Annotated in this window: 28 protein-coding genes; 1 reads left to right on the top strand and 27 read right to left on the bottom strand. The window is 29.1% G+C overall.

All coding sequences use genetic code 11. From position 1 onward, the window contains the following. Positions 1-24 precede the first annotated feature (24 nt). From clpP to CDLVIII_RS11065, 19 genes are all read right to left on the bottom strand, one after another. Positions 25-624 (bottom strand): ATP-dependent Clp endopeptidase proteolytic subunit ClpP, encoded by a 600-nt coding sequence (clpP, locus tag CDLVIII_RS11155; protein WP_009169561.1) that lies wholly within the window; start codon positions 622-624, stop codon positions 25-27. Between the two features lie 147 nt (positions 625-771). Next, positions 772-2,055 (bottom strand): trigger factor, encoded by a 1,284-nt coding sequence (gene tig / locus CDLVIII_RS11150; RefSeq protein ID WP_009169560.1) that lies wholly within the window; start codon positions 2,053-2,055, stop codon positions 772-774. Positions 2,056-2,150: 95 nt separating this feature from the next. Then, entirely contained in the window at positions 2,151-2,960 is an 810-nt protein-coding gene (locus CDLVIII_RS11145) for a hypothetical protein (protein ID WP_009169559.1), read from the bottom strand. Positions 2,961-3,084: 124 nt separating this feature from the next. Further along, positions 3,085-3,279, bottom strand: coding sequence for a hypothetical protein (locus CDLVIII_RS11140; RefSeq protein ID WP_009169558.1), 195 nt, complete (start codon positions 3,277-3,279; stop codon positions 3,085-3,087). Between the two features lie 575 nt (positions 3,280-3,854). Beyond that, a complete protein-coding gene (gene hisE / locus CDLVIII_RS11135; RefSeq protein WP_009169557.1) occupies positions 3,855-4,181 on the bottom strand; it encodes a phosphoribosyl-ATP diphosphatase in 327 nt (108 codons plus the stop codon). 196 nt (positions 4,182-4,377) lie between these two features. After that, positions 4,378-4,707: a phosphoribosyl-AMP cyclohydrolase gene (gene hisI / locus CDLVIII_RS11130; protein ID WP_009169556.1), complete on the bottom strand. Its 330-nt coding sequence runs from the start codon at positions 4,705-4,707 to the stop codon at positions 4,378-4,380. A 49-nt stretch (positions 4,708-4,756) separates the two neighbouring features. Beyond that, entirely contained in the window at positions 4,757-5,518 is a 762-nt protein-coding gene (hisF, locus tag CDLVIII_RS11125) for an imidazole glycerol phosphate synthase subunit HisF (protein ID WP_009169555.1), read from the bottom strand. Positions 5,519-5,703: 185 nt separating this feature from the next. Continuing rightward, complete coding sequence (hisA, locus tag CDLVIII_RS11120; protein ID WP_009169554.1) at positions 5,704-6,432, bottom strand: 1-(5-phosphoribosyl)-5-[(5-phosphoribosylamino)methylideneamino]imidazole-4-carboxamide isomerase; 729 nt, start codon at positions 6,430-6,432, stop codon at positions 5,704-5,706. Next, positions 6,429-7,049: an imidazole glycerol phosphate synthase subunit HisH gene (gene hisH / locus CDLVIII_RS11115; RefSeq protein WP_009169553.1), complete on the bottom strand. Its 621-nt coding sequence runs from the start codon at positions 7,047-7,049 to the stop codon at positions 6,429-6,431. Before hisH ends, hisA begins: the two co-directional genes overlap by 4 nt. Positions 7,050-7,091: 42 nt before the next feature. Continuing rightward, positions 7,092-7,679 carry an imidazoleglycerol-phosphate dehydratase HisB gene (gene hisB, locus CDLVIII_RS11110; protein WP_035302223.1) on the bottom strand — a complete coding sequence of 196 codons (588 nt, stop codon included), beginning with the start codon at positions 7,677-7,679 and terminating at the stop codon, positions 7,092-7,094. A gap of 44 nt (positions 7,680-7,723) precedes the next feature. Next, positions 7,724-8,761 carry an aminotransferase class I/II-fold pyridoxal phosphate-dependent enzyme gene (locus CDLVIII_RS11105; protein ID WP_009169551.1) on the bottom strand — a complete coding sequence of 346 codons (1,038 nt, stop codon included), beginning with the start codon at positions 8,759-8,761 and terminating at the stop codon, positions 7,724-7,726. Further along, the gene (gene hisD, locus CDLVIII_RS11100) at positions 8,748-10,046 is read right to left on the bottom strand and encodes a histidinol dehydrogenase (RefSeq protein ID WP_009169550.1); all 1,299 of its coding nucleotides are present in this window, start codon (positions 10,044-10,046) and stop codon (positions 8,748-8,750) included. The genes CDLVIII_RS11105 and hisD overlap by 14 nt, the downstream gene beginning before the upstream one ends. Positions 10,047-10,176: 130 nt before the next feature. Further along, positions 10,177-10,806, bottom strand: coding sequence for an ATP phosphoribosyltransferase (hisG, locus tag CDLVIII_RS11095; RefSeq protein ID WP_009169549.1), 630 nt, complete (start codon positions 10,804-10,806; stop codon positions 10,177-10,179). Position 10,807: 1 nt separating this feature from the next. Beyond that, entirely contained in the window at positions 10,808-11,950 is a 1,143-nt protein-coding gene (hisZ, locus tag CDLVIII_RS11090; protein WP_009169548.1) for an ATP phosphoribosyltransferase regulatory subunit, read from the bottom strand. A 514-nt stretch (positions 11,951-12,464) separates the two neighbouring features. After that, a complete protein-coding gene (locus tag CDLVIII_RS11085; protein WP_009169547.1) occupies positions 12,465-12,689 on the bottom strand; it encodes a hypothetical protein in 225 nt (74 codons plus the stop codon). A 190-nt stretch (positions 12,690-12,879) separates the two neighbouring features. Next, entirely contained in the window at positions 12,880-14,037 is a 1,158-nt protein-coding gene (gene thiI / locus CDLVIII_RS11080) for a tRNA uracil 4-sulfurtransferase ThiI (RefSeq protein ID WP_009169546.1), read from the bottom strand. Beyond that, positions 14,037-15,185 carry a cysteine desulfurase family protein gene (locus CDLVIII_RS11075; protein ID WP_009169545.1) on the bottom strand — a complete coding sequence of 383 codons (1,149 nt, stop codon included), beginning with the start codon at positions 15,183-15,185 and terminating at the stop codon, positions 14,037-14,039. The genes thiI and CDLVIII_RS11075 overlap by 1 nt, the downstream gene beginning before the upstream one ends. A 478-nt stretch (positions 15,186-15,663) precedes the next feature. Then, complete coding sequence (locus tag CDLVIII_RS11070) at positions 15,664-16,488, bottom strand: RelA/SpoT domain-containing protein (RefSeq protein ID WP_009169544.1); 825 nt, start codon at positions 16,486-16,488, stop codon at positions 15,664-15,666. A gap of 301 nt (positions 16,489-16,789) precedes the next feature. Further along, a complete protein-coding gene (locus CDLVIII_RS11065; RefSeq protein ID WP_009169543.1) occupies positions 16,790-18,241 on the bottom strand; it encodes a UDP-N-acetylmuramoyl-L-alanyl-D-glutamate--2,6-diaminopimelate ligase in 1,452 nt (483 codons plus the stop codon). A 187-nt stretch (positions 18,242-18,428) separates the two neighbouring features. On the opposite strand from CDLVIII_RS11065, the gene CDLVIII_RS11060 reads away from it, so the two are divergent. Then, entirely contained in the window at positions 18,429-19,301 is an 873-nt protein-coding gene (locus tag CDLVIII_RS11060; RefSeq protein WP_009169542.1) for an AraC family transcriptional regulator, read from the top strand. Positions 19,302-19,333: 32 nt separating this feature from the next. Here the strand turns inward: CDLVIII_RS11060 and msrA are convergent, their stop codons facing one another. From msrA to thrC, 8 genes are all read right to left on the bottom strand, one after another. Beyond that, the gene (gene msrA, locus CDLVIII_RS11055; RefSeq protein WP_009169541.1) at positions 19,334-19,807 is read right to left on the bottom strand and encodes a peptide-methionine (S)-S-oxide reductase MsrA; all 474 of its coding nucleotides are present in this window, start codon (positions 19,805-19,807) and stop codon (positions 19,334-19,336) included. Between the two features lie 373 nt (positions 19,808-20,180). Next, complete coding sequence (locus tag CDLVIII_RS31225) at positions 20,181-20,321, bottom strand: hypothetical protein (RefSeq protein ID WP_009169540.1); 141 nt, start codon at positions 20,319-20,321, stop codon at positions 20,181-20,183. An 85-nt stretch (positions 20,322-20,406) separates the two neighbouring features. After that, entirely contained in the window at positions 20,407-21,651 is a 1,245-nt protein-coding gene (locus CDLVIII_RS11050) for an MFS transporter (RefSeq protein ID WP_009169539.1), read from the bottom strand. Between the two features lie 193 nt (positions 21,652-21,844). Then, positions 21,845-22,885, bottom strand: a complete 1,041-nt coding sequence (locus tag CDLVIII_RS11045; RefSeq protein ID WP_009169538.1) for a galactose ABC transporter substrate-binding protein — start codon at positions 22,883-22,885, stop codon at positions 21,845-21,847. Positions 22,886-23,294: 409 nt separating this feature from the next. After that, a complete protein-coding gene (locus CDLVIII_RS11040; RefSeq protein ID WP_009169537.1) occupies positions 23,295-23,600 on the bottom strand; it encodes a hypothetical protein in 306 nt (101 codons plus the stop codon). A gap of 144 nt (positions 23,601-23,744) precedes the next feature. Continuing rightward, entirely contained in the window at positions 23,745-24,182 is a 438-nt protein-coding gene (locus CDLVIII_RS11035) for an ACT domain-containing protein (protein ID WP_009169536.1), read from the bottom strand. After that, entirely contained in the window at positions 24,182-25,078 is an 897-nt protein-coding gene (gene thrB, locus CDLVIII_RS11030) for a homoserine kinase (protein ID WP_035301736.1), read from the bottom strand. Before thrB ends, CDLVIII_RS11035 begins: the two co-directional genes overlap by 1 nt. A 12-nt stretch (positions 25,079-25,090) precedes the next feature. Continuing rightward, a complete protein-coding gene (gene thrC, locus CDLVIII_RS11025; protein WP_009169534.1) occupies positions 25,091-26,548 on the bottom strand; it encodes a threonine synthase in 1,458 nt (485 codons plus the stop codon). Positions 26,549-26,630: the final 82 nt, after the last annotated feature.

Raw genomic sequence — 26,630 nt, 5'->3', positions numbered from 1 at the left:
CTTAACGTATAAAAATTTACTCTTCTATTTATCTTTTCCTATTTTATGATTAGTTATTACGTCATCTACTAATCCGTAAGCTTTAGCTTCTTCTGCAGTCATAAAATTATCTCTTTCTACATCTGCTTTAATTGTTTCTAAGGGCTTACCTGTATTTTCACTTAAAATCTTATTTAAGGTTTCTTTCATCTTTAAAATTCTTTTTGCATGAATTTCAAAGTCCGTTGCCTGACCTTGGAATCCACCTAGTGGTTGGTGTATCATAACTTCTGCATTTGGAAGTGCATATCTCTTTCCTTTTGCTCCACATGAAAGTAAAAATGCTCCCATTGAAGCTGCCATACCAATGCAAATTGTTGATACATCGCACTTAATATATTGCATAGTATCATATATAGCGTTTCCAGCAGTTATTGATCCTCCCGGACTGTTTATATATAGATAAATATCTTTATCTGGATCTTCACTTTCTAAAAATAATAATTGTGCTACTATTAAATTAGCGCTATCATCATTAACTTCACCACTTAACATTATTATTCTTTCTTTTAACAATCTTGAAAATATATCATAGGAACGTTCTCCCCTACTTGTTTGTTCTACAACCATTGGTACTAAAGCCATATAAATCCTCCTTTTACTATTATACTTTTATTAATTTTAATTATATATATTTTTTTATCATTTGTTAATTATTATTTGAATAAATTGCCAGAAAAAATTTTTCTGGCAATTTATATTCTATATTCTTATATTATATCTCAAAATAAATTATTTACAATTTTCTTTTATAAATTTAATAGTATTTTCTAATATTATGTCTTTTTCAATCATATTCTTTTGAGATTTAGCCAAAATCTTAGCCATTTTTTCTGGATCCTTTGGACCATATATTTTTCCTAATTCTAAAGCTCTTGCATCAATTTCTTCATCAGTAGCTTTAATATCTTCTGCTTTAGCTACTGCATCGAGAACTAAATCTGCCTTAACTTTTCTTTCTGCATTTTCTTTCATGAATTCTCTCATCTTTTCAGTTGTATTTCCTGTGAATTCCATATATTGTTCTAGACTTAATCCTTGATATTTTAATCTTCCTTCAAGATCCTTCATCATAGCATCAATTTCGCTATTTACCATAACCTCTGGTATATCCATCTTAGAATTTTCAATTATTGCAGTTATAACGGCCTCTTCAAATTCTCTTTCAGCTTTTTCATCATTATTCTTTGCTAATGTATTCTTAAGATTTTCTTTTAATTCTTCAAATGTATCAACTGCTGACACATCTTTTGCAAATTCATCATCTAATTCTGGTAGTTCCTTAACTTTAATTGCCTTAATTTCAACTTCAAACATTGCAGGTTTTCCATTTAAATCTTCTTTTCCATAACTTTCAGGGAAAGTAACATTTATCTCTTTCTTATCCCCAACAGCTAAACCAACTAATTGTTCTTCAAAGTTATCAATGAAAGTACCAGAACCTATTTCTAAAGAATAATCATGACCTTCTCCGCCTTCAAAAGCAACTCCGTCTATGTATCCTTTAAAATCTATAACAGCTATATCGCCTTTTTCTATGCTTCCGTCTTTTTTAGTTTCAATTCTAGCATTTTTTTCTTGCATATCTTTGATTTGTTTTTCTACTTCAGCATCTTCTACTTCATATGTTGGTTTCTTTATATCTAATCCCTTGTATTCTCCAAGTTCTATTTCTGGATAAGTAGTTACTGTTGCTGTGTAAACTAACTCTTTACCTTCACCTACTTCTACTATATCTACTTGTGGATAATCTACAGGTCTAATATTTTCTTCTTTTAGTACTTCTGAATATGATTCATCAATTGCAAAATTAACGGCATCATCATAGAATACTTCTACTCCATAGAATTTTTTAACCATTGCCATTGGCACTTTTCCTTTTCTAAATCCAGGTATGTTATATCTACTTTTATTCTTATTGTAAGCTTTAGTTAATGCTGCATCAAACTTTTCAGCTTCAACCCTTATCTCTAATTTTACCACATTAGTTTCTATTTTTTCCACTTTAGCTTTCATTTTATTCTTTCCTCCTAAATAGTGTGCATCTAATTTAACTAAGTCATTATACCATAAACCATTAATTCTTATCAAATAATTTATTAATATTATCTCTATTGAATATAATTTCCATCTGCATCTATATAATATATCTTACCATCAATTGTAACTTTTATTCCCTTTTCTTCTTTTTCACCAATTTCTATATCTCTACCTGCTAAATCCCATAAGGTTTTATCTTCTCCAGTTTGAATATCAGTTACCCATAAATATTTATTTTCAGCACTAGCTCCAAAATAAGGCCTATTACTTATAAAAATTATTTTGTCTTCACTAATAAATTTCGGGTTAGCATTCCATAAATATTCAGGCTGTGCTTGCATTGTTGCTTCCTTAGTAAAAACGCTTCCCTTAGTGGATACATACTGCTCTTTAGATATTACTTTTGAACTTCCATCGACATTATAGAGTGTAATTACTGAATTAGTATCGGTTACTATCATCTGCTTTCCTGATGCGCTAATATCAAAGCTTACACCATTATCAGCATTATTTAAGCTCTTAAATGTTTTTCCACTGCTTTCATCATTTATATAAATTGCTTTTGCAACATTTCCACTAACCAATTGAATATCCATTGATTCTTCTGCAGCTTTTTGTGGCTCGTCATTTACTTCCTCTTTAGTATTTTTATTACTTGTCTCTTCCTTTACTTGAGTTTGATTCGCACTACTAGTATCATCACTATCGATCCATGCCTGTATATTCTCCTTAATATTTGCATAATCTATAGGATTTGTAATAAATTTAACTGATATTGAAAACATCACTAATAATATAACTAAAGAAATCACAATTATATTTCTTCTTCTTCTTTTCATTCTCTTTTCATATTCTCTACTGAAAATACTTGGCTTTCCCAAAGATGGCCCCCTCCAAATCTTTTTAAGTATTAATAATAAACAAATTTATTATATATTATTCCTTTCCTTAAATCTACAATATATTTCATTTTTTTGTATCTAAATAAATTTTACTTATACGTAATTATTTTTTGCAACCATCTTTCTTTTTACATCCATTGCATTTATCTTTTTCTCCATTTTTATTCTGACAACATCCTCCACATTGCAGTAATCCCTCTTTTCTTAGTTCCTCTACTGTGAGCTTATAAATATTTTCCGAATATTCTTCATAATCTATAGTATTTTTTAATAAATCTTCCTTGCCAATCTTAATCATATTTTTCTCCTATGCTAATTTTATTTTTATGAATATGTTTCAAGTCATATGTGCAACTACTTATAGTATATATCTATTTTATCATATACATATGTTTTACTAAAAATTCATCATAAAATCAATTCATTCATTTAATTTTTAATTAAATATATTCATAAATAATTACTTCCTATGTATTGATATTTCTTTGATTCTATAATCTTCCCTAAAATCTATATTTTTCCACTTTTTCACATCAAATTCGCCTTATTTTTAATTGTCGTAAAATAAAAAATTATTGTTTTTTTATTTGTTTATTGTATAATAAAGTTAAGAGATATTAATTTGCCCATACACTTTATAGTACATAGCTATAAAGTTTTATAAACCCACACTGACGTGTTCATTTATACCCTTTCTCAAATGAACATGTGAAAACCTGTACTTTGAGCATGCAGGTTTTCTTTTTTTACCCATTTCAATTTCATAAATTAAACATCTACCTGGAATTTCCTTTCAATTATTTCTAAAAGAATAAAAAAGAATTACTTAAAAAGCAATCCTTTTTCATAATATTCGAACACCTTAAACTCACATTAAACATCTGTTATAGGCTTTCTTTCCCCTTTAAAATTATTTATTTTGCTTTTTCTTTTTTCTAGTTCCTCTGATATTTCCTCTACCGAAATACCCACTTGAGCCATTAATACTAATAAATGATACGTAAGATCGCAAATTTCATTTATTTGTTCTTGCTTATTATCATCCTTGCAACTTATTATAACTTCTGTACATTCTTCTCCAACTTTTTTTAATATTTTATTTATTCCCTTTTCAAAAAGATAATTTGTATAGGAACCTTCTCCACCATTAATTTTTCTTTCCAAAATCACATCATATAAAGCTTTAATATTCTCATTCATCCTTTATCCTCCAAACTTTAATCCAAATAAGTTTACAATCAAAAATTCATAACTATTCCTAAAAATCAAAGACTTTCCTTAATAATCCCTGATACCAAATAAAATTTCAATATATCTATAATTTCAAAATTCAATATTATTTTAAATCACTTAAAAGGATGTTTTCTAGTTTATTATTCCTCTAATTTTTAACTCATTATAAATCTCTATAAAAACAACTCTTATTTCCTGTGTGACATGCAGCTCCAATTTGATCTACAAGTATTAAAAGAGTATCATTATCACAATCTATTTTTATTTCTTGTACATGTTGAAAATGTCCTGAAGTTGCTCCTTTGTTCCAAAGTTCCTTTCTACTTCTGCTATAAAACCAAGTAGTATTTTCTTCTAATGTTTTACCTAAACTTTCTGCTGACATATATGCAAGCATTAAAACTTCCTTAGTTATATGATCTTGTATTATAGCTGGAATTAATCCATTTCCCTTCTCAAAATCAACTTGTTCTACTCTTTTACAAACTTCCATCTAAAGTTCTCCTTCCAAACTTAAATGTAATTTATCCTTCATAATATAATTACAAACGTACAGGAATTTTTTTATTATACAGATAGTTTTTTACTTCATTAACCGTTAATTCCCCATAGTGAAAAAGTGAAGCTGCAAGAGCTGCATCTGCTATATTATCTTTGAATACATCATAAAAATCTTCTAAACATCCACATCCACCTGATGCAATTACCGGAACGTTAGTTACATTACTTATTGCTTTTGTCAATTCTAAATCAAAACCTTTTTTTGTTCCATCTGCATCCATAGATGTTAAAAGAATTTCTCCAGCCCCAAGAGAGGTAGCTTCTTCAATCCATTTTAATAAATCTAATCCCGTATCAATTCTACCTCCGTTTATTACAACATTCCAACCGGTATTATCTACTCTCTTTTTAGCATCTGCTGCTAACACTATGCACTGATTTCCAAAATAAAAAGCTCCCTCTTTTATAAGTTTCTTATCCCTTACAGCTGCTGAGTTCAAACTTACTTTATCTGCGCCAGCTCTTAATATTGTCCTTATGTCTTCCAATGTTTTTAGTCCACCGCCAACTGTGAAAGGAATAAAAATTTTTTCAGCTACACGTTGGACAACTCTTTCCATTATTCCGCGTTTTTCATGAGTAGCAGTTATATCTAAGAAAACCAATTCATCTGCTCCTTGATTATTATAATGTTCTGCTAGCACAACAGGATCGCCCACATCTGTTAATCCCTCAAAATTAATTCCTTTAACAACTCTTCCTTCTTTGACATCTAGACAAGGAATTATTCTTTTTGTATGCATCCCTTAAGCCCCCCCTTAATCAGTTTACAATTTACAGTTATTTGCAAGTTACAATTTGCAGTAATATTAAAATACTTGCATAATACCTAATGCCTATTTTATTGCTCTACCAATTGCGCTTTTATCAATTAGCTACTTATATATCTTTATTATTTAACTAGATTCTAAAAATTATAGTCTTTCAATTATTTGTTTATATTATTTTTTGAGACTTTTATTGCTTCTTTTAATGATAGTGTTTTTGCATATATTGCTTTACCTGTTATTGCACCATATAAATTTATGTCCATTAAATCTTTTATATTATTTATATCTCTAATTCCACCTGAGGCAGTAATATTAATATTAACTGTTTCCTTCAATTTTTTAAGCATCTCTAGATTAGGTCCTTCCAAGGTTCCATCCTTAGTTATATCCGTTACAATTATATTTTTAACACCAAATTTTTCCATATTCTTTGCAAAATCGACATAATCTAAATTACTTCCTGAAAGCCAGCCTCTACCATATACTTTCCCATCCTTACAATCTATTCCCACTGCAATCTTTTCATCATACACTTTTACTGCTTCCTTCAATAGTTCTTCATCCTCAAGTGCTATTGTTCCAAGAATTACTCTAGATACTCCATTATCTAGCAAATACTTTATAGTATTAAAAGAACGTATCCCACCACCAAGTTCTACAGGAATTTCTAGCATATTAGCAATTTTTATTACAAGTTCATGATTTTGATTATTTCCACTTTTTGCTCCATCCAAATCAACAAGATGTATATATTCTGCTCCCATATCTTCAAAAGATTTAGCTGTTTCAAATATATCATCTGCAACTATTTCTTTTCTATCATAATCCCCTTGATATAACCTAACTGGCTTCCCATCAATTATATCTATAGCAGGTAAAATTATCATTTAATCATCTCCCCAAAATTTTTCAAAATCTTCAAGCCTACAGTTCCACTTTTTTCAGGGTGAAATTGAGCCCCCATGATATTATTATGTCTAACTACTCCTGGAATTTTATTTTCTCCATATTGGCTGTAAGCTATTAAATCATCATCATTATAATTTTGAGCAAAATATGAATGAACATAATAAACAAATTCGCCTTCATCAATTGAATCAAATAATACATCTTTTTGATTATATATTAGATTGTTCCAACCTATATGAGGAATTTTAATATTGTTTTCTTTATCTTCCTTCATTTTTATTATACTGCCTTTTAATAATCCAAGACCCTTTTTTTCGATCCCTTCAAAGCCTTTTTCAAATAATAACTGCATACCAAGGCAGATTCCAAGAAGCGGCTTATTATTACTTACCTCTTCTTTTATTACTTTATCTAATGATAATCTTTCAATTGTTTCCATTGCATCAGGGAAGGCACCAACCCCTGGTAATATCAATGCATCCGCTTTTTTTATTTCTTCAGCACTAGCTGAAATTTTACTCTGAAGTTCAAGAAAATCAAGTGCATTTTTAACACTTTTTAAATTTCCCATCCCATAATCTATTATAACTATCATTAAATCCCCCCTTATTCAGTTAGCAGTCAACTACAAACTGATTTAAATGCTTCCTTTTGTTGATGGTATTCCATTTGCATCACTTCTGAATTTAGCTTCTTTAATTGCCCTTCCAAAAGCTTTAAATAACGCTTCTATTTTATGATGATCATTCTCTCCATATAAAACCTTCAAATGAAGTGTTATTCCTGCATTAAATGCAAAAGCTCTAAAAAACTCAATTACCATTTCAGTAGCCATTTCACCAACCATTTCCCTTTTAAAATCACAATCAAAAACCAGAAACGGTCTATTACTTATATCTAATGATACTAATGCCAAAGTCTCATCCATTGGTACATAAAATGTTCCATATCTATTTATATTTTCTTTATTTCCTAAAGCTTCTTTAAATGCCCCTCCAAGAGTTATTCCAATATCCTCTATTGTATGATGATCACATATTTCCAGGTCTCCCTTAGCCAATATTTTCAAATCTATTTTTCCATGAAATGAAAACAAGGTTAACATATGATCAAAAAAGCCTATTCCTGTATTTATTTCGCTATTTCCGCTTCCATCTAAATTAACTTCTAACTTAATACTAGTTTCATTTGTTGTTCTTTCTTTTTTTGAGTATCTTTCCAAAATATCAGCCCCCTTGATACTATGCTTTTTTGCTTTTCTTATCATAATTAGTATAAGAAAATTTTTTTAATGGCATCCACTACTTTTCTATTCTGCATAGGAGATCCTACAGTAATTCTAAAGGTATCATCTCTAAAATCTCTAATAATAACACCATTATCTTCAAGTCCTTTTATAAGAGCATCCTTATGCGGTGTTTTTCCATATATATAATTACCTTTTGACGGGTAAAACTGTATATTCATCGCTGCATTTTTTTGAACTTTTTTAAGGTTTTTATATAATTCTTCTCTTTGTTCAATTATTTGCTTTGCATTATTAACAACATTTTCTGGATACCTTAAAACAATAGAAGCTAAATTTTGAGAAAACGAACTCATTGTGTAAGGAACTTTATAGTTTAACAGCTCACATATGCTTTCTTCATTAGTAATTAAAAATCCAACTCTTAATGACGCAAGGCCCCATGCCTTTGAAAGTGTTCGTGTAACAATTAAATTCTTATATTTATTTATATACGGAATCATTGTCTTCCCATGAAATTCATAATATGCCTCATCTATAAGAACTACTTTATCTTTAAATGCCTCTAATATAGAAACTATATTTTCTATTCCAATACCTATTCCCGTAGGATTATTAGGATTTGAAAAAATAATTAAATCAATATCTTCTTGCTCTCCAATCTTAATAAATTCATCCACATTAAACTTCATAGTTTTACCTATATCATATTTTGTGAGTTCACCGCCAAATCTTGATACAAAAAAATCATACATTACAAAATCAGGTCCTAAAGTTAATGCTTTCTTTCCTTGTTTAATCGTCTTGCTTATTACAAGCTCTATCATTTCATCTGACCCATTTCCTACAATAATATTTTTACTCTGTGTATCTGCATATCTTGCATATAGCTCTTTTATAGTTTTCATTTCATTTGTAGGATATCTGTGCAATTCTGTATTGATTAAACAAGATTTCATTTTCATTAATATATTTTCATTCATCTCTAGATAAATTTCATTACTATCTAGATTTATGGTATATTCATCATAAGCATTGATATACTCATTATAAATTCCCATTGTTCAATCTCACTTTCACAGAATTAGCATGAGCTGTTAGACCTTCTTTATTAGCCAATGTTATGATTTTTTCTCCATTTTCCTTAATTGCTTCCTTTGAATAATAGATGAACGATGATTTCTTTATAAAACTATCAACTGATAAAGGTGAAAAGAATCTTGCTGTTCCACTTGTAGGCAATACATGATTTGTTCCTCCAAAATAATCTCCTATGGGTTCTGGACAATATCTTCCTAAGAATACAGATCCAGCATTTCTAACCATACCTAAATATCTCATAGGATCATCAACCATAATTTCCAAGTGCTCAGGTGCAATTGCATTAGAAATATCAATACACTCCTCAATATCCTTACAAATTATAGCATTCCCGAAATCATTAAGCGATGTCCTTATTATATCTTCGCGTTCAAGAGTTCTAACTTGTTTTTCTAATTCAACTTCAACTTTTTCATATAACTCTTTAGATGTTGTAACTAATATAGCAGATGCCAACTTATCATGTTCTGCTTGTGACATTAAATCTGCTGCCACAAAGCTAGGATCAGATTTTTCATCTGCAATGACTAAAATTTCACTAGGCCCTGCAATCATATCAATATCAACTTCTCCAAATACTAATTTTTTTGCAGTAGCGACAAATAAATTTCCAGGCCCCACAATTTTATCAACTTTCTCAATACTTTCTGTTCCATAAGCCAAAGCCCCAACTGCTTGTGCTCCTCCAACTTTATATATTTTATCTATTCCAGCAACCTTAGCTGCTACTCCTATATATGGATTAATACCGCCATCCTTGTCCGGCGGAGTCACCATTATAATTTCACTTACACCTGCAACCTTTGCAGGTATTACATTCATTAGTACTGAAGATGGATATGCAGCTGTTCCTCCTGGGACATATACTCCAACTTTTTCAAGTGGAAGAACTCTTTGTCCTAAATAAACACCTTTATCCTTAGTTAGTAAAAAACCATTTGATTTTTGTTTTTTATGATATTCTTCTATATTTGCCTTTGCTTCTTCTAAGGCCTTAAGAAAATCATCATCGACTTTACTAAAACATTCATCCAATTCCTTAGCGGACACTTTTAAATTTTTAAGATCCACTTTATCAAATGATTTAGTAAATTCAAATAGTGCTTTATCTCCTTCTTTTTTCACCTTTGATAAAATACTTGTCACCGATAAAATTACATCTTGCTCTGTTTCTGTAATTCTGCCTTTAAGTTCACTTATCAAGCTCTTCTTATTATCTTCCGTAATTTTTATCAAACTTAACATATAATAGCTAGCCCCCTTTTCTCTAACAGTAAAACATTAAATGTAAAATCATTATTGCAATTTTATTAATATTTTTTTGTTAATTATTAAAAATATGATACTTATAATTATCAACATTTCATGAATTTTGTCAATTATTAATAACTTTTTTAATTTTATCTATGAATTCCCAAATTTCATTTTGCTTCATTTTAAAACTAGCCTTGTTAACAATTAATCTAGCGCTTATTTCACAAATTCTGTCTAAGACAACTAATCCGTTCTCTTTTAATGTCGTACCTGTTTCCATTATATCTACTATACCATCACATAAACCAAGAATTGGAGCAAGCTCTACAGATCCCTCTATTTTTATAACTTCGACATCCATGCCTTTTTCCTTAAAATAACTTTTGGCAACCTTAGGATATTTACTTCCAATCTTTATATGCCCAACCTTCTTGAATATATCATTTTCTGGCAATGATGCTACTATAAATCCGCATTTTCCAAAGCCTAAATCTAATACTTCATAACAGTTATTATCACTTTCTAAAATGGTATCTTTGCCGACAACCCCAAGATCTGCTACACCATGTTCTACATATGTTATTGAATCAGCAGCCTTTACTAAAAAATACTTTATATCTTGTGTTTTATCTCTAAATACTAATTTTCTTCCTTTATTTTTTAATTCTGAAGGATCAAAGTTAGCTTTATCTAAAATTTTAATTGTTTCTTCCTCTAGTCTTCCTTTTGTCAATGCTATGCTTATGCTCATTTTACATTTCCCCACTTTTAACTATTTTTATTTCTTTAATATCGTCTTTTGGCAATAAATCAACTATATATCCTTTACTTCTAAGTTCTTCACTTTTTCTTATAGCTTCAATTGTATCCCTTTCACAATAATATATCTTATATTCATCTTTATTTAGCAAATTATTATTAAGCTTTACTATTGGAATTACAGAGTTAATATCTATAGAAAACCCCACTGCTGGAATGCTACTTTTAGAAATATTAATTAAGTTATCATATCTTCCGCCTCTTAAAAGTGTATTTCCTACCCCTTCACCATAACCTCTGAATATAATCCCAGTATAATAATTTAAACCCGGAACCATTCCTAAATCAAAAGTTATATTTTCTCCATATCCTAATTCATTAAGTTCAAAATATAACATCTCTAAATATTCCAAATTTTCCTTTATGTCTTCATTAAATGCTAATTTCTTTGCTTCTTCAAGGACCTGCTTATCTCCAAACATCCATGGCAGCTTATTGAAGAATCTTTTATATTCATCTTTAATATCTAGATTTGCTAGATATTCTTCCAAACTCTTTAGATTTTTATCTTCTATAAACCGTGCAATAATTTCTTTATACTTTTGATCTATTTCTAAATTTCTAAATGCCCCATTAAAGAATCCAATGTTTCCTATTTCTAATTTAAAATCCTTTAAGCCTAATTTCTTTAAAGCTTCTAAAGCTAATACCAAAATTTCCAAATCAGACTTTTTATCTTCTAATCCTACGAATTCAACACCACAATCTGTATATTCATTTCTTTTTCCACCAAGACTCTCATGAACTCTAAACACGTTCGAAGTATATCGAAGTTTTATGGGTAATCCTACATCCTTCAACTTAGTTTCTACTACCCTAGCTATAGGAATCGTCATGTCTGGTCGTAGTACCAATATTCTTCCTCTATTATCAAAGAACTTGTACATATCTTCTTCTCTTAATGACTGAGAGTTATAATTGAAGGTCTCATAAAATTCTAATGTTGGTGTTATAACCTCTTTGTATCCCCACTTTTCAAAAAGACCGTCAACATTCCTCTCTAAATTTCTTTTTATAGTGCATTCATCTAATATTAAATCTCTTGTTCCTTCCGGAATCATATTTCTCTTACTCATTTTCCACCCCGCCATTTACTTATTGCTATTTATTTCTCTTTATCGTTATATCACTTTAGCGTGCTAAATTGTTGTTAAAATTATGATATCTCATTTCACAATATGTGTCAATGATTTTAAGCATATTTTTCAAATATTTCTTCATATTTTTTATTTAATTTTCAGATAATATTTTCATTATTAAATATATTTAATTCATAATGCTATCCTTGATTTACTCTTAACTTTTTATTTATTATTTGCTATTATGTTGATTTTTATCCCCTATTTCACTATTATATAACATAGTCATAAATTATATTATTAACTTAAATCCACTAACTATTTATATGAAACTTTAATTAATTCCCTATTGATGCTTATAAATTTTCAAAAAGAAGCAACTAACTTGAAATAACAAAAAAGCCTTAGCAGTATTATAGACTCTGCTAAGGCTTTTTATTTTATTAATAAATGGTATGTACTTGTTCTAGTTACATCCCTATTTTTCTTTCTTCTAATTTAAATGAGCCTTTTATTGTGCATTTACACTAAAGAATAATGCCTTACCAAGCTCAGTACCTTTTATAGTTTGTTTTGCTAATGAAGCTGCTTTTTCAGCATCACCAAGAGTACTTTCGAAGAATAATTTAAGTCCTTCTTTTTTTACAAATTTAAAAACTTTTTCATTGTCTACAGCAATATCTTCTACTATTCCTATAATATCATCTTGTCTTAATGCGCAATTTACTATTATCATGATTTATTCCCCATTTCTATTAATTTTTTTAATAAATAATACAATTTATTCATTACATTTAGCATACAAACTGTATACATTTACTATATCATATAAATACTTTTTTTTCAATTTGTTATAACATTTATATACCTATTATTTTTTAATAATAAATAATACCTCAGGAAATTCCTGAGGTATTTATTTCAAACTAAAATGTTATAACTTCAATATTTTCAATTGAATTAGCCACTAACTCATCTATATTTAATTTTTCTTCTTCTTTTCTTATCATATCAAGCTTAGGATTAGTTTTTGGATGCTTTGGAACAAAAATTGTACAACAATCTTCGTATGGAAGAATCGAAGTTTCATATGTACCAATTTTTCTCGCTATTTCCATTATATCTGTTTTATCCATAGCTATTAATGGTCTAAATGCTGGCCTATCAGCACAGTCATCACTCACAACAAGTCCATCCATGGTCTGACTAGCTACTTGACCTATACTTTCCCCTGTACTCACCGAATTTATTCCATACTTTTCTGCAAGAACACATGCTATTCTCATCATGAACCTTCTCATTATAATAGTAAGCTCATCTTCTCTACATTTATTTATTATCTCCATTTGTATATCTGTAAACGGAACTACATATAGATTTATCTTTTCTGTATATTGAGCTAATATTTTAGCTAAATCTTTAACCTTATCTTTGGCTCTCTCCGATGTATACGGATGGCTATGGTAATAAACACAGCTTACTTCTACGCCTCTTTTTGCCATAAGGTATCCAGCTACTGGAGAATCAATCCCTCCAGACAACATGAGCATTGTGCTGCCATTCATTCCATAAGGAAGACCTGCAACAGCTTTTGTTATATCGTCATTTGACCAGATGTAAGCATAATTATTTCTTATTTCAATATTAATCAAAATTTCAGGATTCTTAACATCAACACTTATTTCTTCCTCATAATTGTTAAGCACATAGCCTCCAACTTTTCTTGAAACTTCCATAGAATTTAACTCAAACTTTTTATTAGCTCTATTAGTATTAATCTTAAAGGTACTTCCTTTGGCTTCTTTAACCTTTTCTAAAGCAACTTCCTGTATACTATTGAAATCTAGCTCGACTTCTCTAACTAAACATACCTCAAGTATACCAAATACCTTGCTTATCCTCTTTATACTTTCTTCTATTTCATCAGTTTTAATGAAATATCTTCCACTATCATGAATAAATTCTGCTGTTATTCCTTCAAGCTTCTTTCCTATATTATCTCTTAATTTCCTCTCAAATTTCCCTCTATTTAATCCCTTTAAAAATATTTCCGGGGCATATTTTACTAATATAAGTTCTTTCATTATTTCTTAATCCTCCTTAAAAATTTAAGTCCTTTTTCTAAGACTTCCATTACATAATCAACTTCTTCCTCATTGTTATCATCAGAAAAAGAAAATCTAATTCCACCAGATATTTCATCTTTACTTAGTCCTAATGCTTTCAAAACATAGCTTCCACCATTTTTTTCCCTTTCTTTAGATGAACAAGCTGAACCTGTCGATACGTATATTCCTGCTTCCTCTAAAAAGTGAAGTAACACTTCCCCTCTTGCACCTACAAAAGATACGTTTAAAATATATGGCGAGAACTCTTCATTTAATAAGCTATTAATTCTTATATCTGGTATCTCTCTTAATTTATCGATAAATTTTTTCTTTATCTTTAAAACTTTCTCATAATTTTCTTTCATATTATAGTTTGCATTTTTTGAAGCCAAACTCATCCCCATAATTCCAGGTACATTTTGTGTTCCTGCTCTCAATCCAAATTCCTGAGCTCCTCCTTCTATTAACGGAATGAGCGCATTAGGTTTTTTAATATATATAAATCCTACACCCTTTGGCCCATGAAATTTATGAGCACTTACTGTTAAGAAATCTATGTTCATCTTCTTCACATCTATAAAGAGTTTTCCATAACTTTGGACTGCATCAACATGAAACTTAGCCCTATTACTATTTTCCTTTATTATTTGGCCTATCTCTTCTAAATCTTGAATCACTCCAATTTCATTATTAACATGCATTATTGAAATTAACACAGTTTCCTTAGTTATAGAATTTTTTAAATGTTCTAAATCAATCTTGCCATTTTCTTTTATCTTCAAGAATGTTACTTTAACATCCTTATCTTCAAATTTTTTAATGGTGTTTAATATGGAAGCATGCTCGAAAGGTGTTGTTATAAAATGTACTCCATCTTTTAGACTCCCCTTAAGAACTAAATTATTCCCTTCACTTCCACCTGAATTAAAGTATATTTCATTTTCACTAGCATTTATAGTCCTAGCTAGTATCTCTCTACATTCTTTAAGTTTTCTTTCACTTTTTAAACCTATATTATGCAAAGCTGATGGGTTCCCGTAGAACTCTTTCATACCCAAAGCGACTTCATCTATTACATCCTCGGTAGGCTTTGTTGTCGAACTATTATCAAAATAAACTTCCATGATAATCTCCTTCTCTTTAAATTTGTATCCTTAATTATAAAAAACTATCCAGTTAAGCATATTAAAGAAAATAATATCTCAAGGATACAATTTGCACCAGAATTTAAATGCGCTGATAACTTATTATTAATTTTAATATAACTTATCACTTTCGCACTTTTCTTATAAAATTACTATGTAATATACATGTTTTATTATAACAAAAAAATATTATCTGCATAGTCTTTTTTAGACATGCAAAAGAAAATATTAATTTACTTTTTTTAATTGTGCCTAAATAAAGCAGCAAATAAGGATTTCTTATTTACTGCTTTTACGAGAGAGAGAGAAAATTATTAAAGGGTAATCATTGAATATTTATTAGGGTTACCATTAGTATATCATATTTTGACAAAATCAAACATGTTTTTTATTGAAAAAAACACTTTTTAATGGAAAATTTATTATTGTTTTTTAGTATTACATTTAAATTTATATTTTAAGAATTATTTTCAAGATCTATCCATGTCATTTTACTTTTTAATCTATTTATTTCAGCTTCCTGCTCTTGTATTAATTTCTTATAATTCACTTCCTTTTCACCCCATTCCTTGCTTATATTATTTATCAATGATGCCATTTCATCTGCACTTCCTACTATTCTATTAAACAGCAATAAATTCGATTTAAGAATCTCTGGAATTTCATCATGCGAATATCTTAACCTATGATCTATCTCTCCATACCCTTCTTCAAAAATAGTCCTAACTTGTATTTCTGCAATAACTTTTTTATTGGTTGGATAAAATTCTACTAAATAGTGAACCGAACGATACCCAGAAGCTTTTGATCTTACTTCAATGTTTGGATCATCAAAAACCTCAATATTATCACCTTCTCTAACATTAGCAGTAATCTCGATAACCTTCCATGTTTTTAAAATAAATTCATGTATTCCCTGCCATTGATCTTTAAATATATGTATCACTCTAATTCCAATTAAATCATTTATTTCGTTCTTATAATTATCTACTGTAAATTCAAAATCATTCCCATATTTATTTTTTCTGTCTTCAGTTTTTCTTATTATCTTTTCTATCAATCTCTCTGGATCTTTAATTCTTGATTTAACCGAATGTACATTTTTTTGCGAACGTAAAATATTTGCTATAAATCCTGCCTGGTTTTCATAAGAATTCTTATAATCTATATAATCTTCATAGATTTCTTTCAAATTATCGCTATCAATACTATTTTTTAAAATCATTTCTTTCGTCTGAGGATATTTTCCTAAAAACTCATCTATGTTGAAACCTTTTCTCATTCAGCCAATTCCTCCATGCAACTCTATTAATTTTATTATTATCTAAATTATACTACATTAACTTAAAATCATAATTCAAAAACATTATTTTTTATAATTTTATATTCTCTAATATTATAGACATACTAATTTTTTATATAAAAATAAACTGCACAAATTGGATACGATACTTTGTCTTCTATATCTATATTCCTAGTACAGCTTAAAAAAATTCATCTAAACAAACATTACTTTAATATCCTTATTAACTTCAAAATAAGCATCTCACTTATATCAAATGACCTCTTCCAATAAGAATTACTTATCTTAAAAGTTCTTTAACTACTTCTCTATCATCAAAATGTATTCTCTCTTTTCCTATTATTTGATAATTTTCATGTCCTTTTCCTGAAATTATCAATAAATCCTCATCTTTTAATAGTTTTAATCCTCTTTCAATAGCTTTTCTTCTATCAACAATCTTCTCATAAGTTGAATTTATACTAAGCATCCCTTCTTCAATATCTTCTATAATCCTCATGGGCTCTTCACTTCTTGGATTATCTGAGGTTATAATGCAGTAATCAGATAATATTCCTGCTGCCATCCCCATTACTTTTCTCTTGGACTTATCTCTATCTCCTCCACAACCAAATATACTTATAATTCTTCCCCGTGTAGTCTCTCTTGCCATCATCAATAATCTCTCTAGGGCATCTGGTGTATGAGCATAATCTACTATTACGCTTTTATTCGCACTGTTTTTTATCATTTCAAGCCTTCCGGAAACATATTTGATATTTGGCATTGCTTTTACAATATCAGAAATACTCACTCCAAGGCCAATACACCCTCCTATAGCCGCCAAAACGTTATAGACTGTTACTTTTCCTGGAATGTTTACTTCTACTTCTTTCGTTACATCCTTAAAGTTAACTTTAAATAAAACTGAATCATTTGTATACTTGATATCCGTAGCTTTAATATCTGCCTCTTTATTTATTCCATAAGTTAAAATTTTACACGTAGCTTTTTTTATAGTTTCTTCAGAGATTTTATCGTCTAAATTTATAATTCCTATTGAGCATTTTTTAAACAATTTTATTTTCTCATTTTTATAGTTTTCCATTGTGCCATGTTCGTCAAGGTGGTCTTGAGATAAATTTGTAAATACCCCAACATTAAAATTACAATTCTCCACTCTATATTTTGCTAGAGCTGAAGATGTTACCTCCATGATAACATTCTCCGCACCTTTATTCTTAAATTCTCTAAATAATCCTTGTAGTTCTAATGCTTCAGGTGTCGTCGGATTAACTTTTTCTATATTTGCCTCTTTTTCTTCAAATTCATACCCTAAAGTTCCAATTATAGCCGTTCTCTTTTTATTAGCTTCTAGTATATCTTTAATATAATGTATTACTGTAGTTTTCCCATTAGTTCCTGTAACTCCAACTAAATTAATTTCTTTAGATGGCTTATTATAGAATGAACTAGCTAAACTTGCTAACGCTATCTTTGAATTTTCAACCTTTATCAGTGTTATATTTCTACTTTTAAGTTCTAATTCTTCATCAATCACTATTGCTAAAGCGCCTTTCTTAATCGCCTCTTTTATATAATCATGTCCATCTACATTAGCCCCTTTTATGCATACAAACATCGAACTCTCTATTACCTTCCTGGAATCATAACTTATATTAGCAACATCTATATCAACATTTCCACTAATCAACTCATATTTCATATCCTTTAACAACTCATATAGCTTCATTTTACTTCCTCCAATCATTTTATTAATTTCGCTATATTCTCATTATATACAACATTTCCACAGTAAGTAGTGTATATATTGCTTGATATGTTGCAAAAAGTGCTTTATCATATAATTAAATAGTATGTGTTCTAAATGCAGTGCTACATAGAATTAACTACATTCATGACCAAAGGGGATTTTATTTATGAATAATGATTATATCAAAAATAAATCAGGTTATTTAAATAAAGATTTTCAATTGTTTCATTTGAAAGATAAGAAAAATCAGGAATTTGAATTTCATTATCATGATTTTAATAAAATAATAATATTTTTATCTGGGAAAGTGACTTATTTGATTGAGGGTAAAGCTTATAATTTGAAACCTTGGGATATTTTGCTTGTGAATAATAATGATGTTCATAAGCCAATTATCGATCCTTCAGAAATTTATGAACGTATAATAATTTGGGCTGATTCCAATTTCATCAAAAATCATAACTATGATAATTGTGACCTTTTGACATGTTTTAAATTAGCAAATGAAAAGAGCTTTAATCTCATTAGACTTGAAAGCAAATTACAGAATAATATAAAGTTTATAATAGAATCTCTTAAGACTTCTTTTAATTCAAATGAATTTGGCAGCAAACTTTTAAGCAACTCATTATTTATTCAACTGCTTATATATTTAAATAGAGTTCATTTGAGTAATATGTATATAACTGAAGAAGATTCTCTTAAATATGACAAACAAATTGAGAAGATTTTAAAATATATAAATAATAATTTAGCTGAAAATTTGTCTACAGAAGCTTTATCTCAAATATTCTATATAAGTAAATATTATCTTATGCATAAATTTAAGAAAGAAACCGGCTATACGCTCCACAATTACGTAAACCAAAAAAGATTATTAATGGCAAAAGATTTAATATCAACTGGAGAACCTATTACCAAAGTCTGTATGCAATGCGGCTTTAATGATTACTCATGTTTTCTCCGCTCATTTAGAAAACTATTTTCAAAATCACCTAAAGAATTTTCTCCAAAACAAAATAAGGACCTGTCGCACTAGCGGATTAAAATCTTTAGTGCGACAGCTCCATATTAGTTAAATTTAATATGACAATATCCAGTAGGATTTTTCTCTAAGTAATCTTGATGATATTCTTCTGCTGTATAATATTTTTCTAGTGGTTTAATTTCAGTTACAACTGGTTCTTTATATTTCTCTTGAATTTTCATTTTGCTTTTATTAATTATATCAATATCAGAATCATCAATGTAGTAGATTCCACTTCTATATTGAGTTCCAACATCTCCTGCCTGTTTATTTACTGTTGTAGGATCAATAACACTCCAAAACTTATCTAATAAAGTATCTAACGAAACTGCTTTTTCATTATATGTTATGTAACATACTTCTACAAAATCTGTATCATCTTTGCATACTTCTTCATAAGTTGGATTTTCTGTTTTTCCATTTGCATATCCTACTTCTGTTTCTACTACCCCTGGTGTCATTGAGAAGAGTTTTTCTACTCCCCAGAAGCAACCTCCACCTAAAACTATTTTCTTCATATAGTATCACATCCTTCACTAGAATTATAACCTTATGCAAATATCTATTACAACCAATTTATATAATTTGACATACATTTTTTCGCTGAATTTAAAGTGTCTCGAAAGTTACACATAACAACCTAATCCTCGAGACATTTTAAATCTTTTTTTAATATAGTACAGAGTATCTTTTTATAAGCATATTATCTTAATATCTTTCTTGATATATCCTCTTATCTATTTACCACATAGGTATTGCCTTAACTATTTGTTCTTACCTTTATTATCTTCTACTTTGGATGAATTTTTATTGCCTTGTGAATTTACATTTTTATTTTCCTTTTTATTATTTTACATATATCTTAGATTTCTTCCATATAAAAAAGAGCCTTTATTTAGGCTCTTTCCTTACTGGTTTATATTTTGAATTTGTTTTGTCATTTGGATTTATATAATCATAATCACCATTTTCAGTTTTCTTTAATCCTAAAGAAGCCATTTGTTTTTGAGTAACTTTACGCTTATTAACCATAATTAATCCTCCTTACATATTTTTATATTTACCATGCAAATAGAATTTTATTCTTGATTTTAGCACCCAAAAAATATATTAAAATTTAACAAGCAGCATCTCTTTCACATTCCTCATTTTTCTCATTTTTTGAATCATATATATGTAATATTGTCATAAGACATACTCCTATGCAAACTACAATAAAAACTAATGACCATACTTTATTTATTCCATAAGAATCTATATATTTTCCAACGAGAGAAGTACCTAATGCAGTTGATAATGCGTAAGTTAAATTGCTGGCTGCACTAATTCTTGCTCTAAAATTTTTAGGACTATTATTAGCTATATATACTCCATTATTAGTTGAAGATATTATTTCACCTATTGTCCAAAGTATAGTTGAAACTATATATAAAGGGAAAGAGCTTCCTATAATACCTATCATCCCAAATCCTATAGCATAAAAAATTCCTGAAAAAATTACATTTGTAAGAGTTTTGAATTTTTGAGTTATTGAAATAATCATCACTGTTAAAAATATTACAGTAATAGCATTAATGCTCATTAAATAACCGAATTTTTCAGTTCCTTCAGCTCCAAAAACTTTATTCAGCATCATTGGTGCTGCAAATGAAATTTGAGTATATGCAAAAGCATAGAACATATTAAATATCATAAAAAAAGTAAGCCTCGGCCTCTTTAATAGTATCTGGACTAAATTCCCATGCTCCTCTCTTTCATTCGTATTTTTCTCTTCTTGAGCTCCTGTTTTAGGCTTTGTTTCATCAATGTAAATATAAAAAATTATTATTGCTAAAAAAGACGTTAGAGCATCTAATATAAAAAGAAGAGACAGATAATTATTAAATAAAAATCCTGCTACTATAGGACCTACTGCAACGCCTATATTTATTCCCAAATAAGTTAATGACGATCCAATCTGTCTTTTTTCAGGAGTTAATTCATCTGCTATTATTGCTGAAAGCGTTGGCCTTACAAAGCCATTAAAAAATGCTGAAATAATTACTAGCACAACAATTAGTAATGGATTTCTTATTAACCCACACAAGAAAATAGCTAAAGCAGCAACACCTTGCCCCATAAAATAAGTTTTTCTTCTGCTTACCTGATCTGCAAATTTTCCACCTAAAATTGCTGCAGGCATTGAAACTAATGATGTCACCATTACAATTATTCCTGTCATGGAATAAGAAAAATCGAGTTTTTGCGTTAACAACAAAGATAAAAAAGGAAATACAAAGTCACCAAACCTATTAATTATCTGTACCGCAAATAGTGCATATATACTTTTAGGCAGTCCTTTGTAAGTATTAAAGATATTCAATTTTAGCCCCCCTTAAAATGCCTAATAAAAAATAAAGCTCATATTATATGAGCCAACTTTATTTATGTAATTATACACTAATCCTTACAGTAAAAAAAGAGCTAACATACATTTTTATTCTTTTTATTATAAAAAATACCATAAAATGTTAATCTCTCTAGTTTCATCTTATTATAATTTATCAAATCACTTCTTAGCTTGGATTATACTTTTTATATGGAATTCGAATTACAACTCTTGAATCGTCAAATTTATAATTTGTTCCATCAAGTGGTTTCTTGTTGGATGCCAGGTTCATTCCTGTAACATATAGTGCCTCTGCCATTCCATATGCATCTTGAATAACAGTTCCAGTCATTATTCCTTTATTAACTAGTTCCCTTGCTTCTGGTATTGCATCAACACCTACAACTAGAACTGTTTTTTCCTTTATTCCTGTGTTATAACCTGCTGCCTGCAGCTCTTGTATTGCTCCTATTGCCATATTATCATTAGTTGAAATTATAGCCTCTATTTTATCACCATACCTAAGTAAAAATGATTCTGTTATTCTTTTAGCTTCTTCTCTATCATTCCAATCAGAATAGCTTGATGCAAGCTCCACAGCCTTTATTCCATTATTTTTTATAGTTAATACTGAATATTTCGCTCTTGCAATTGCTTCTAAATTATCTTTGGGTCCATTTAACATAATATATTGCATTGTTTGGTCTTTATTTCTATCTATATGTACTTTATTTTTATTCCATTCATTAACTAGAATTTCACCTTCAAATATTCCTGCCTGCTCTAATTCAGTTCCAACAAATATTGATTTATTATAAGATTGAATAGCACTTTTTTTAGGTGGCTCTCTATTAAATAATATTATCGGAATATTATTTTCTTTTGCAATATTAATTACATCATAGGCTGAATTCACATCAACTAATGCAATAAACAAAATATTAAATTCCTTCTTTTTAACTATTGTATTAACAATTTCATTTTCTTTAGCTTGTTTATTATTACTATCAAAAAATGTAAATTCAACTTTTTCTGCATTTTGTGCTTGAATGTCTTTTAGATTTTTTATAACTTCTGACATATAAGTAGCATTGGTATCATAAACTATCACCGCTGCTTTAATAATTGTTTTATTGTCAGCTAATATTATAACAAAATTACTTTCTATTAGAATGCAACCAGTTAAAGCGATTAAAATAATACTTATTAATCTTTTAACCAGCCTCATAATAATATCCCTACCTTCTAAGATCATCAACAATTTATTAATATAATCCAATTCTTTTACTGTCTAACAAATTTAGTTTATACTCTAATGTAGTATTTATACCAATATGTCTAATTAGAAAATCTTATTCTATTCACTGTAATAAATTATTTATATATATGTTGAATAATAAAATTACATTTAGGATATCTAGGCGCTAAGTAAATATCTGAATGTTAATTGTAGAAAATCAATTGCAACATATATATTAAAAACACCTAACAAAAGTGTACTATACCCATGTTTACTTCACTCAATATTTAAAGTAGACTAAAAAAGTATAAACACACATTCTATTAAGTGTTTTTTATAGATAACTATTTTAAGAAAACGTATATACCTAATTGTCATTTAAATCAATAAATTTGATTTAGAAACAACAACGTCTAGAACATCTTCTTCTGCCTGCAAGATTTAAAACGGCCTGCCTTGTTCTAGCATTAGCATCTTTTACGCCTTGCCTATACCCTTCAATAACCCCCTGGTCTCTCCCACCTGTAAATCCATCATTGTAGCCATCATTATAGCCTTCTCTATATCCTTGATTGTACGTATCTGCTAATGTACCTGCTAGAATGTTGTCCCTTCTGCAATTACGATTAACATTTTCTCCAGCTGTCTCTCCAAACGGATTTGAATTATTACATCTGCATCTTCTATAATTTCTATTTTCCATTTTTTCTCTCCTTTGTATTTTATCAATTTCTATATAGTATATTATGATTATTTATTTTATTTGTTATTGATTTAGGTATTCATAAATATTTATTAATTTACTATTTTATATAAAAAAAATAGCGAGGGCCCCACCTCGCTATTTCTATTCCATACCTACAAAATCAACTTTTTCTACATTTTTAATATTAAGCAATCCATTTGTTAAAGTTTTTATGTCACAATCCACAGTTGAAAGATCTATTGTTATACTTAAATTAGCATAACCATTAAGAGGTATACCTTGATTTATTGTCAAGATATCTCCACCTTTTTCTGAAATATAATTACTAATAATAGATAAAAGTCCTTTTTCATTTCTAAAAATGATATTATAAGTGATTTTTCGCCCCTCTGAAGTTTCTGCAAAATCAAATACAAAATCCTTATACTTATAATATACACTTCTACTTATCCCTGCTATTTTTACAGCTTCTGTTATTTCTTTTACTTTGCCGTCTTTTAAAAGTTTTTTAGCATATAAGACTTTTTCATAAACATCGGGTAATACCCGTTTATCTATAACTAAGTAATCTCCACTCATTAGTTTCTACCTTCTATAATGGTTGCCCCCGCATTATCCAAAGATAACTCTAATATATTCCATTCCAATCCTTTTATTTTTAAAAATTCCCTAAGCTTATTGCTAAAGCGCTCATCCTTTTCGTCGATAATCGCCATGATTGTCGGACCTGCACCACTTAAGTAGCACCCCAATGCTCCTAATTCATAGCTCTTATTATACACCTCTTCAAAACCAGAAATCAATTTGCTTCTGTAATTTTGGTGAAAGGCATCTTTACATGCATACTTAATTAATTCATATTTTCCACTTGAGAAACTTGCTACCATAAGAGCAGCTCTTGAAACATTATAAATCCCATCTTTCAAGCTTATTTCTTTAGGAAGTACACTTCTTGCTTTTGATGTGGATAATCTAAAATCTGGAATTATAGAAATAAACTTAATCCCTTTTTTTACATCTACCTTATCATAAAAAGTTTTATTTTCATCAACTATTGCAACCACCATACCACCAAGTAATGCTGGTGCAACATTATCTGGATGACCTTCAATTTCTACAGCCATCTGTAATAATTCATCTCTTGAAAACCTTCGCCCTAAGATCTCATTTGCTCCTACTAGTCCCCCAACTATACATGTAGAACTGCTCCCAAGACCTCTAGATACTGGTACATCTTGTTTTATTTCACTTATTTCAAGTCCTTTTATTTTATAGCCCGCCTTATCAAAACAATATTTCATTGCTTGATATATTATATTGCTTTCATTACAAAATTCTTCTGGCATTCCACTGAACTTCAAACCATCTTCCAATTCCTTGAATTCAAACTCATTATATAAGTTTAATGCTATTCCTAAAGAGTCAAATCCAGGTCCCATATTAGCTGATGTAGCTGGTATTCTCACTTTTATCATATGCATATTCCCCTATGCATTTAAGTAAGAAAGTAGAGCATTTTTCATCTCATTCTTATCCCATACTTCATCATGAAGTACCTTAGCATTTTCCAAAATACTTAAGCTATCTGGCACTTTATTATCAGTTGCTTTTGATAATTCTTCTAATACCTTAAAATCATTTAATCCTTCTACATCAATATTAAGAGCATTACAAATGCTTCTTGGAAATTTGAATGGACTTGCCGTTGAAAGTATTAAAGCTGGTTTGTCATCCTTAGTTTCTTTTACATACTTCTCTTTAACAACATATGCTACAGCAGTATGAGTATCCATTAAATACTTATCTTTTTCATAAACTTCTTTTATTGCTGCATATACTTCCTCAGTTGTTGCAAAATTTCCATAAAACTCTTTTATAAAGGTTTTTATTTTTTCATTTACTTCATAAATACCTTTTGTATTTAAATCCTTCATTAATTCACTGACAACTGCTGTATCCCTTCCGCTTGCTTCAAATAATAATCTTTCTAGATTTGATGAAACAAGTATATCCATTGATGGTGATTCCGTTAAAACAAGTTCTCTTTTCTTATCATATACTCCTGTTTCAAAGAAATCTGTTAAAACTTTGTTTTCATTTGATGCACAAATAAATTTATCTATTGGTAACCCCATTTGCTTAGCGTAGTATCCTGCTAAGATATTACCAAAATTTCCTGTTGGAACTACTACATTTATTGCATCATCTTTTTTTATTATTCCTTGATTTACTAAATCAAAGTATCCATAAAAATAATACACTATTTGAGGTACTAGTCTTCCAATGTTAATTGAGTTTGCTGATGATAAAATGAATCCCTTTTGAGCTAGCCCTGCTCTAAAATCATCATCTCCAAATATTTCTTTAACTCCAGTCTGAGCATCATCGAAATTGCCCTTTATTCCGATAACTTTAACATTGTTTCCTTCTTGACTTGACATTTGTCTCTCTTGAATTGCACTAACTCCATTTTTAGGATAATAAACTACGACTCTAAAGTCTTCAACATTCTTAAACCCTTCAAGCGCAGCTTTTCCAGTATCTCCTGACGTTGCAGTAAGAATTGTTATATCCTCTTTAACCTCACAAATTTTCTTAGCCCTTTTCATAATTTGTGGTAAAAATAACAATGCTGCATCTTTAAATGCGCATGTAGGTCCATGATACAATTCCAAAAAGTTATTTTTCACTTCTACACTAAACCTATCATTATATGCATCATTAATCGCCCCTATTAATTCCGCATCATCAATGTCAGTGAAATACTCATTGATAATTTTAAATGCTAACTCTTCATATTTGATGTGTGTATCCTGTTTCAGCTCATCATAAACCTTAGGAAATTCATCTGGAACATATAATCCTCCATCTTTAGAAATTCCATTAATTATCGCTTTAGCAGATAGTATGTCTTTTTCTAAACCTCTAGTACTTCTAAACTTCATCTGATCTCACCTCAAAATTGTATTAAATATGAAAATATATTCCTCTTTTACTGACAAATTTAAATATATAAAAACATATTCC

The sequence above is a fragment of the Clostridium sp. DL-VIII genome, from assembly GCF_000230835.1.
Taxonomy (GTDB): Bacteria; Bacillota; Clostridia; order Clostridiales; family Clostridiaceae; genus Clostridium.
The sequence above is the reverse complement of the archived record's forward strand: the minus strand, read 5'-3'. Positions and strand labels throughout refer to the sequence as shown.

Coding starts and splice junctions, on each gene's coding strand:
- clpP (WP_009169561.1), bottom strand. CDS start 624: ATGGCTTTAGTACCAATGGTTGTAGAACAAACAAGTAGGGGAGAACGT.
- tig (WP_009169560.1), bottom strand. CDS start 2,055: ATGAAAGCTAAAGTGGAAAAAATAGAAACTAATGTGGTAAAATTAGAG.
- CDLVIII_RS11140 (WP_009169558.1), bottom strand. CDS start 3,279: ATGATTAAGATTGGCAAGGAAGATTTATTAAAAAATACTATAGATTAT.
- hisE (WP_009169557.1), bottom strand. CDS start 4,181: ATGAATGAGAATATTAAAGCTTTATATGATGTGATTTTGGAAAGAAAA.
- hisI (WP_009169556.1), bottom strand. CDS start 4,707: ATGGAAGTTTGTAAAAGAGTAGAACAAGTTGATTTTGAGAAGGGAAAT.
- hisF (WP_009169555.1), bottom strand. CDS start 5,518: ATGCATACAAAAAGAATAATTCCTTGTCTAGATGTCAAAGAAGGAAGA.
- hisA (WP_009169554.1), bottom strand. CDS start 6,432: ATGATAATTTTACCTGCTATAGATATAATTGATGGGAAGCCAGTTAGG.
- hisH (WP_009169553.1), bottom strand. CDS start 7,049: ATGATAGTTATAATAGATTATGGGATGGGAAATTTAAAAAGTGTTAAA.
- CDLVIII_RS11105 (WP_009169551.1), bottom strand. CDS start 8,761: ATGGGAATTTATAATGAGTATATCAATGCTTATGATGAATATACCATA.
- hisD (WP_009169550.1), bottom strand. CDS start 10,046: ATGTTAAGTTTGATAAAAATTACGGAAGATAATAAGAAGAGCTTGATA.
- hisG (WP_009169549.1), bottom strand. CDS start 10,806: ATGAGCATAAGCATAGCATTGACAAAAGGAAGACTAGAGGAAGAAACA.
- hisZ (WP_009169548.1), bottom strand. CDS start 11,950: ATGAGTAAGAGAAATATGATTCCGGAAGGAACAAGAGATTTAATATTA.
- CDLVIII_RS11085 (WP_009169547.1), bottom strand. CDS start 12,689: ATGATAATAGTAAATTGCGCATTAAGACAAGATGATATTATAGGAATA.
- thiI (WP_009169546.1), bottom strand. CDS start 14,037: ATGAAAGAACTTATATTAGTAAAATATGCCCCGGAAATATTTTTAAAG.
- CDLVIII_RS11075 (WP_009169545.1), bottom strand. CDS start 15,185: ATGGAAGTTTATTTTGATAATAGTTCGACAACAAAGCCTACCGAGGAT.
- CDLVIII_RS11070 (WP_009169544.1), bottom strand. CDS start 16,488: ATGAGAAAAGGTTTCAACATAGATGAGTTTTTAGGAAAATATCCTCAG.
- CDLVIII_RS11065 (WP_009169543.1), bottom strand. CDS start 18,241: ATGAAGCTATATGAGTTGTTAAAGGATATGAAATATGAGTTGATTAGT.
- CDLVIII_RS11060 (WP_009169542.1), top strand. CDS start 18,429: ATGAATAATGATTATATCAAAAATAAATCAGGTTATTTAAATAAAGAT.
- msrA (WP_009169541.1), bottom strand. CDS start 19,807: ATGAAGAAAATAGTTTTAGGTGGAGGTTGCTTCTGGGGAGTAGAAAAA.
- CDLVIII_RS31225 (WP_009169540.1), bottom strand. CDS start 20,321: ATGGTTAATAAGCGTAAAGTTACTCAAAAACAAATGGCTTCTTTAGGA.
- CDLVIII_RS11045 (WP_009169538.1), bottom strand. CDS start 22,885: ATGAGGCTGGTTAAAAGATTAATAAGTATTATTTTAATCGCTTTAACT.
- CDLVIII_RS11040 (WP_009169537.1), bottom strand. CDS start 23,600: ATGGAAAATAGAAATTATAGAAGATGCAGATGTAATAATTCAAATCCG.
- CDLVIII_RS11035 (WP_009169536.1), bottom strand. CDS start 24,182: ATGAGTGGAGATTACTTAGTTATAGATAAACGGGTATTACCCGATGTT.
- thrB (WP_035301736.1), bottom strand. CDS start 25,078: ATGATAAAAGTGAGAATACCAGCTACATCAGCTAATATGGGACCTGGA.
- thrC (WP_009169534.1), bottom strand. CDS start 26,548: ATGAAGTTTAGAAGTACTAGAGGTTTAGAAAAAGACATACTATCTGCT.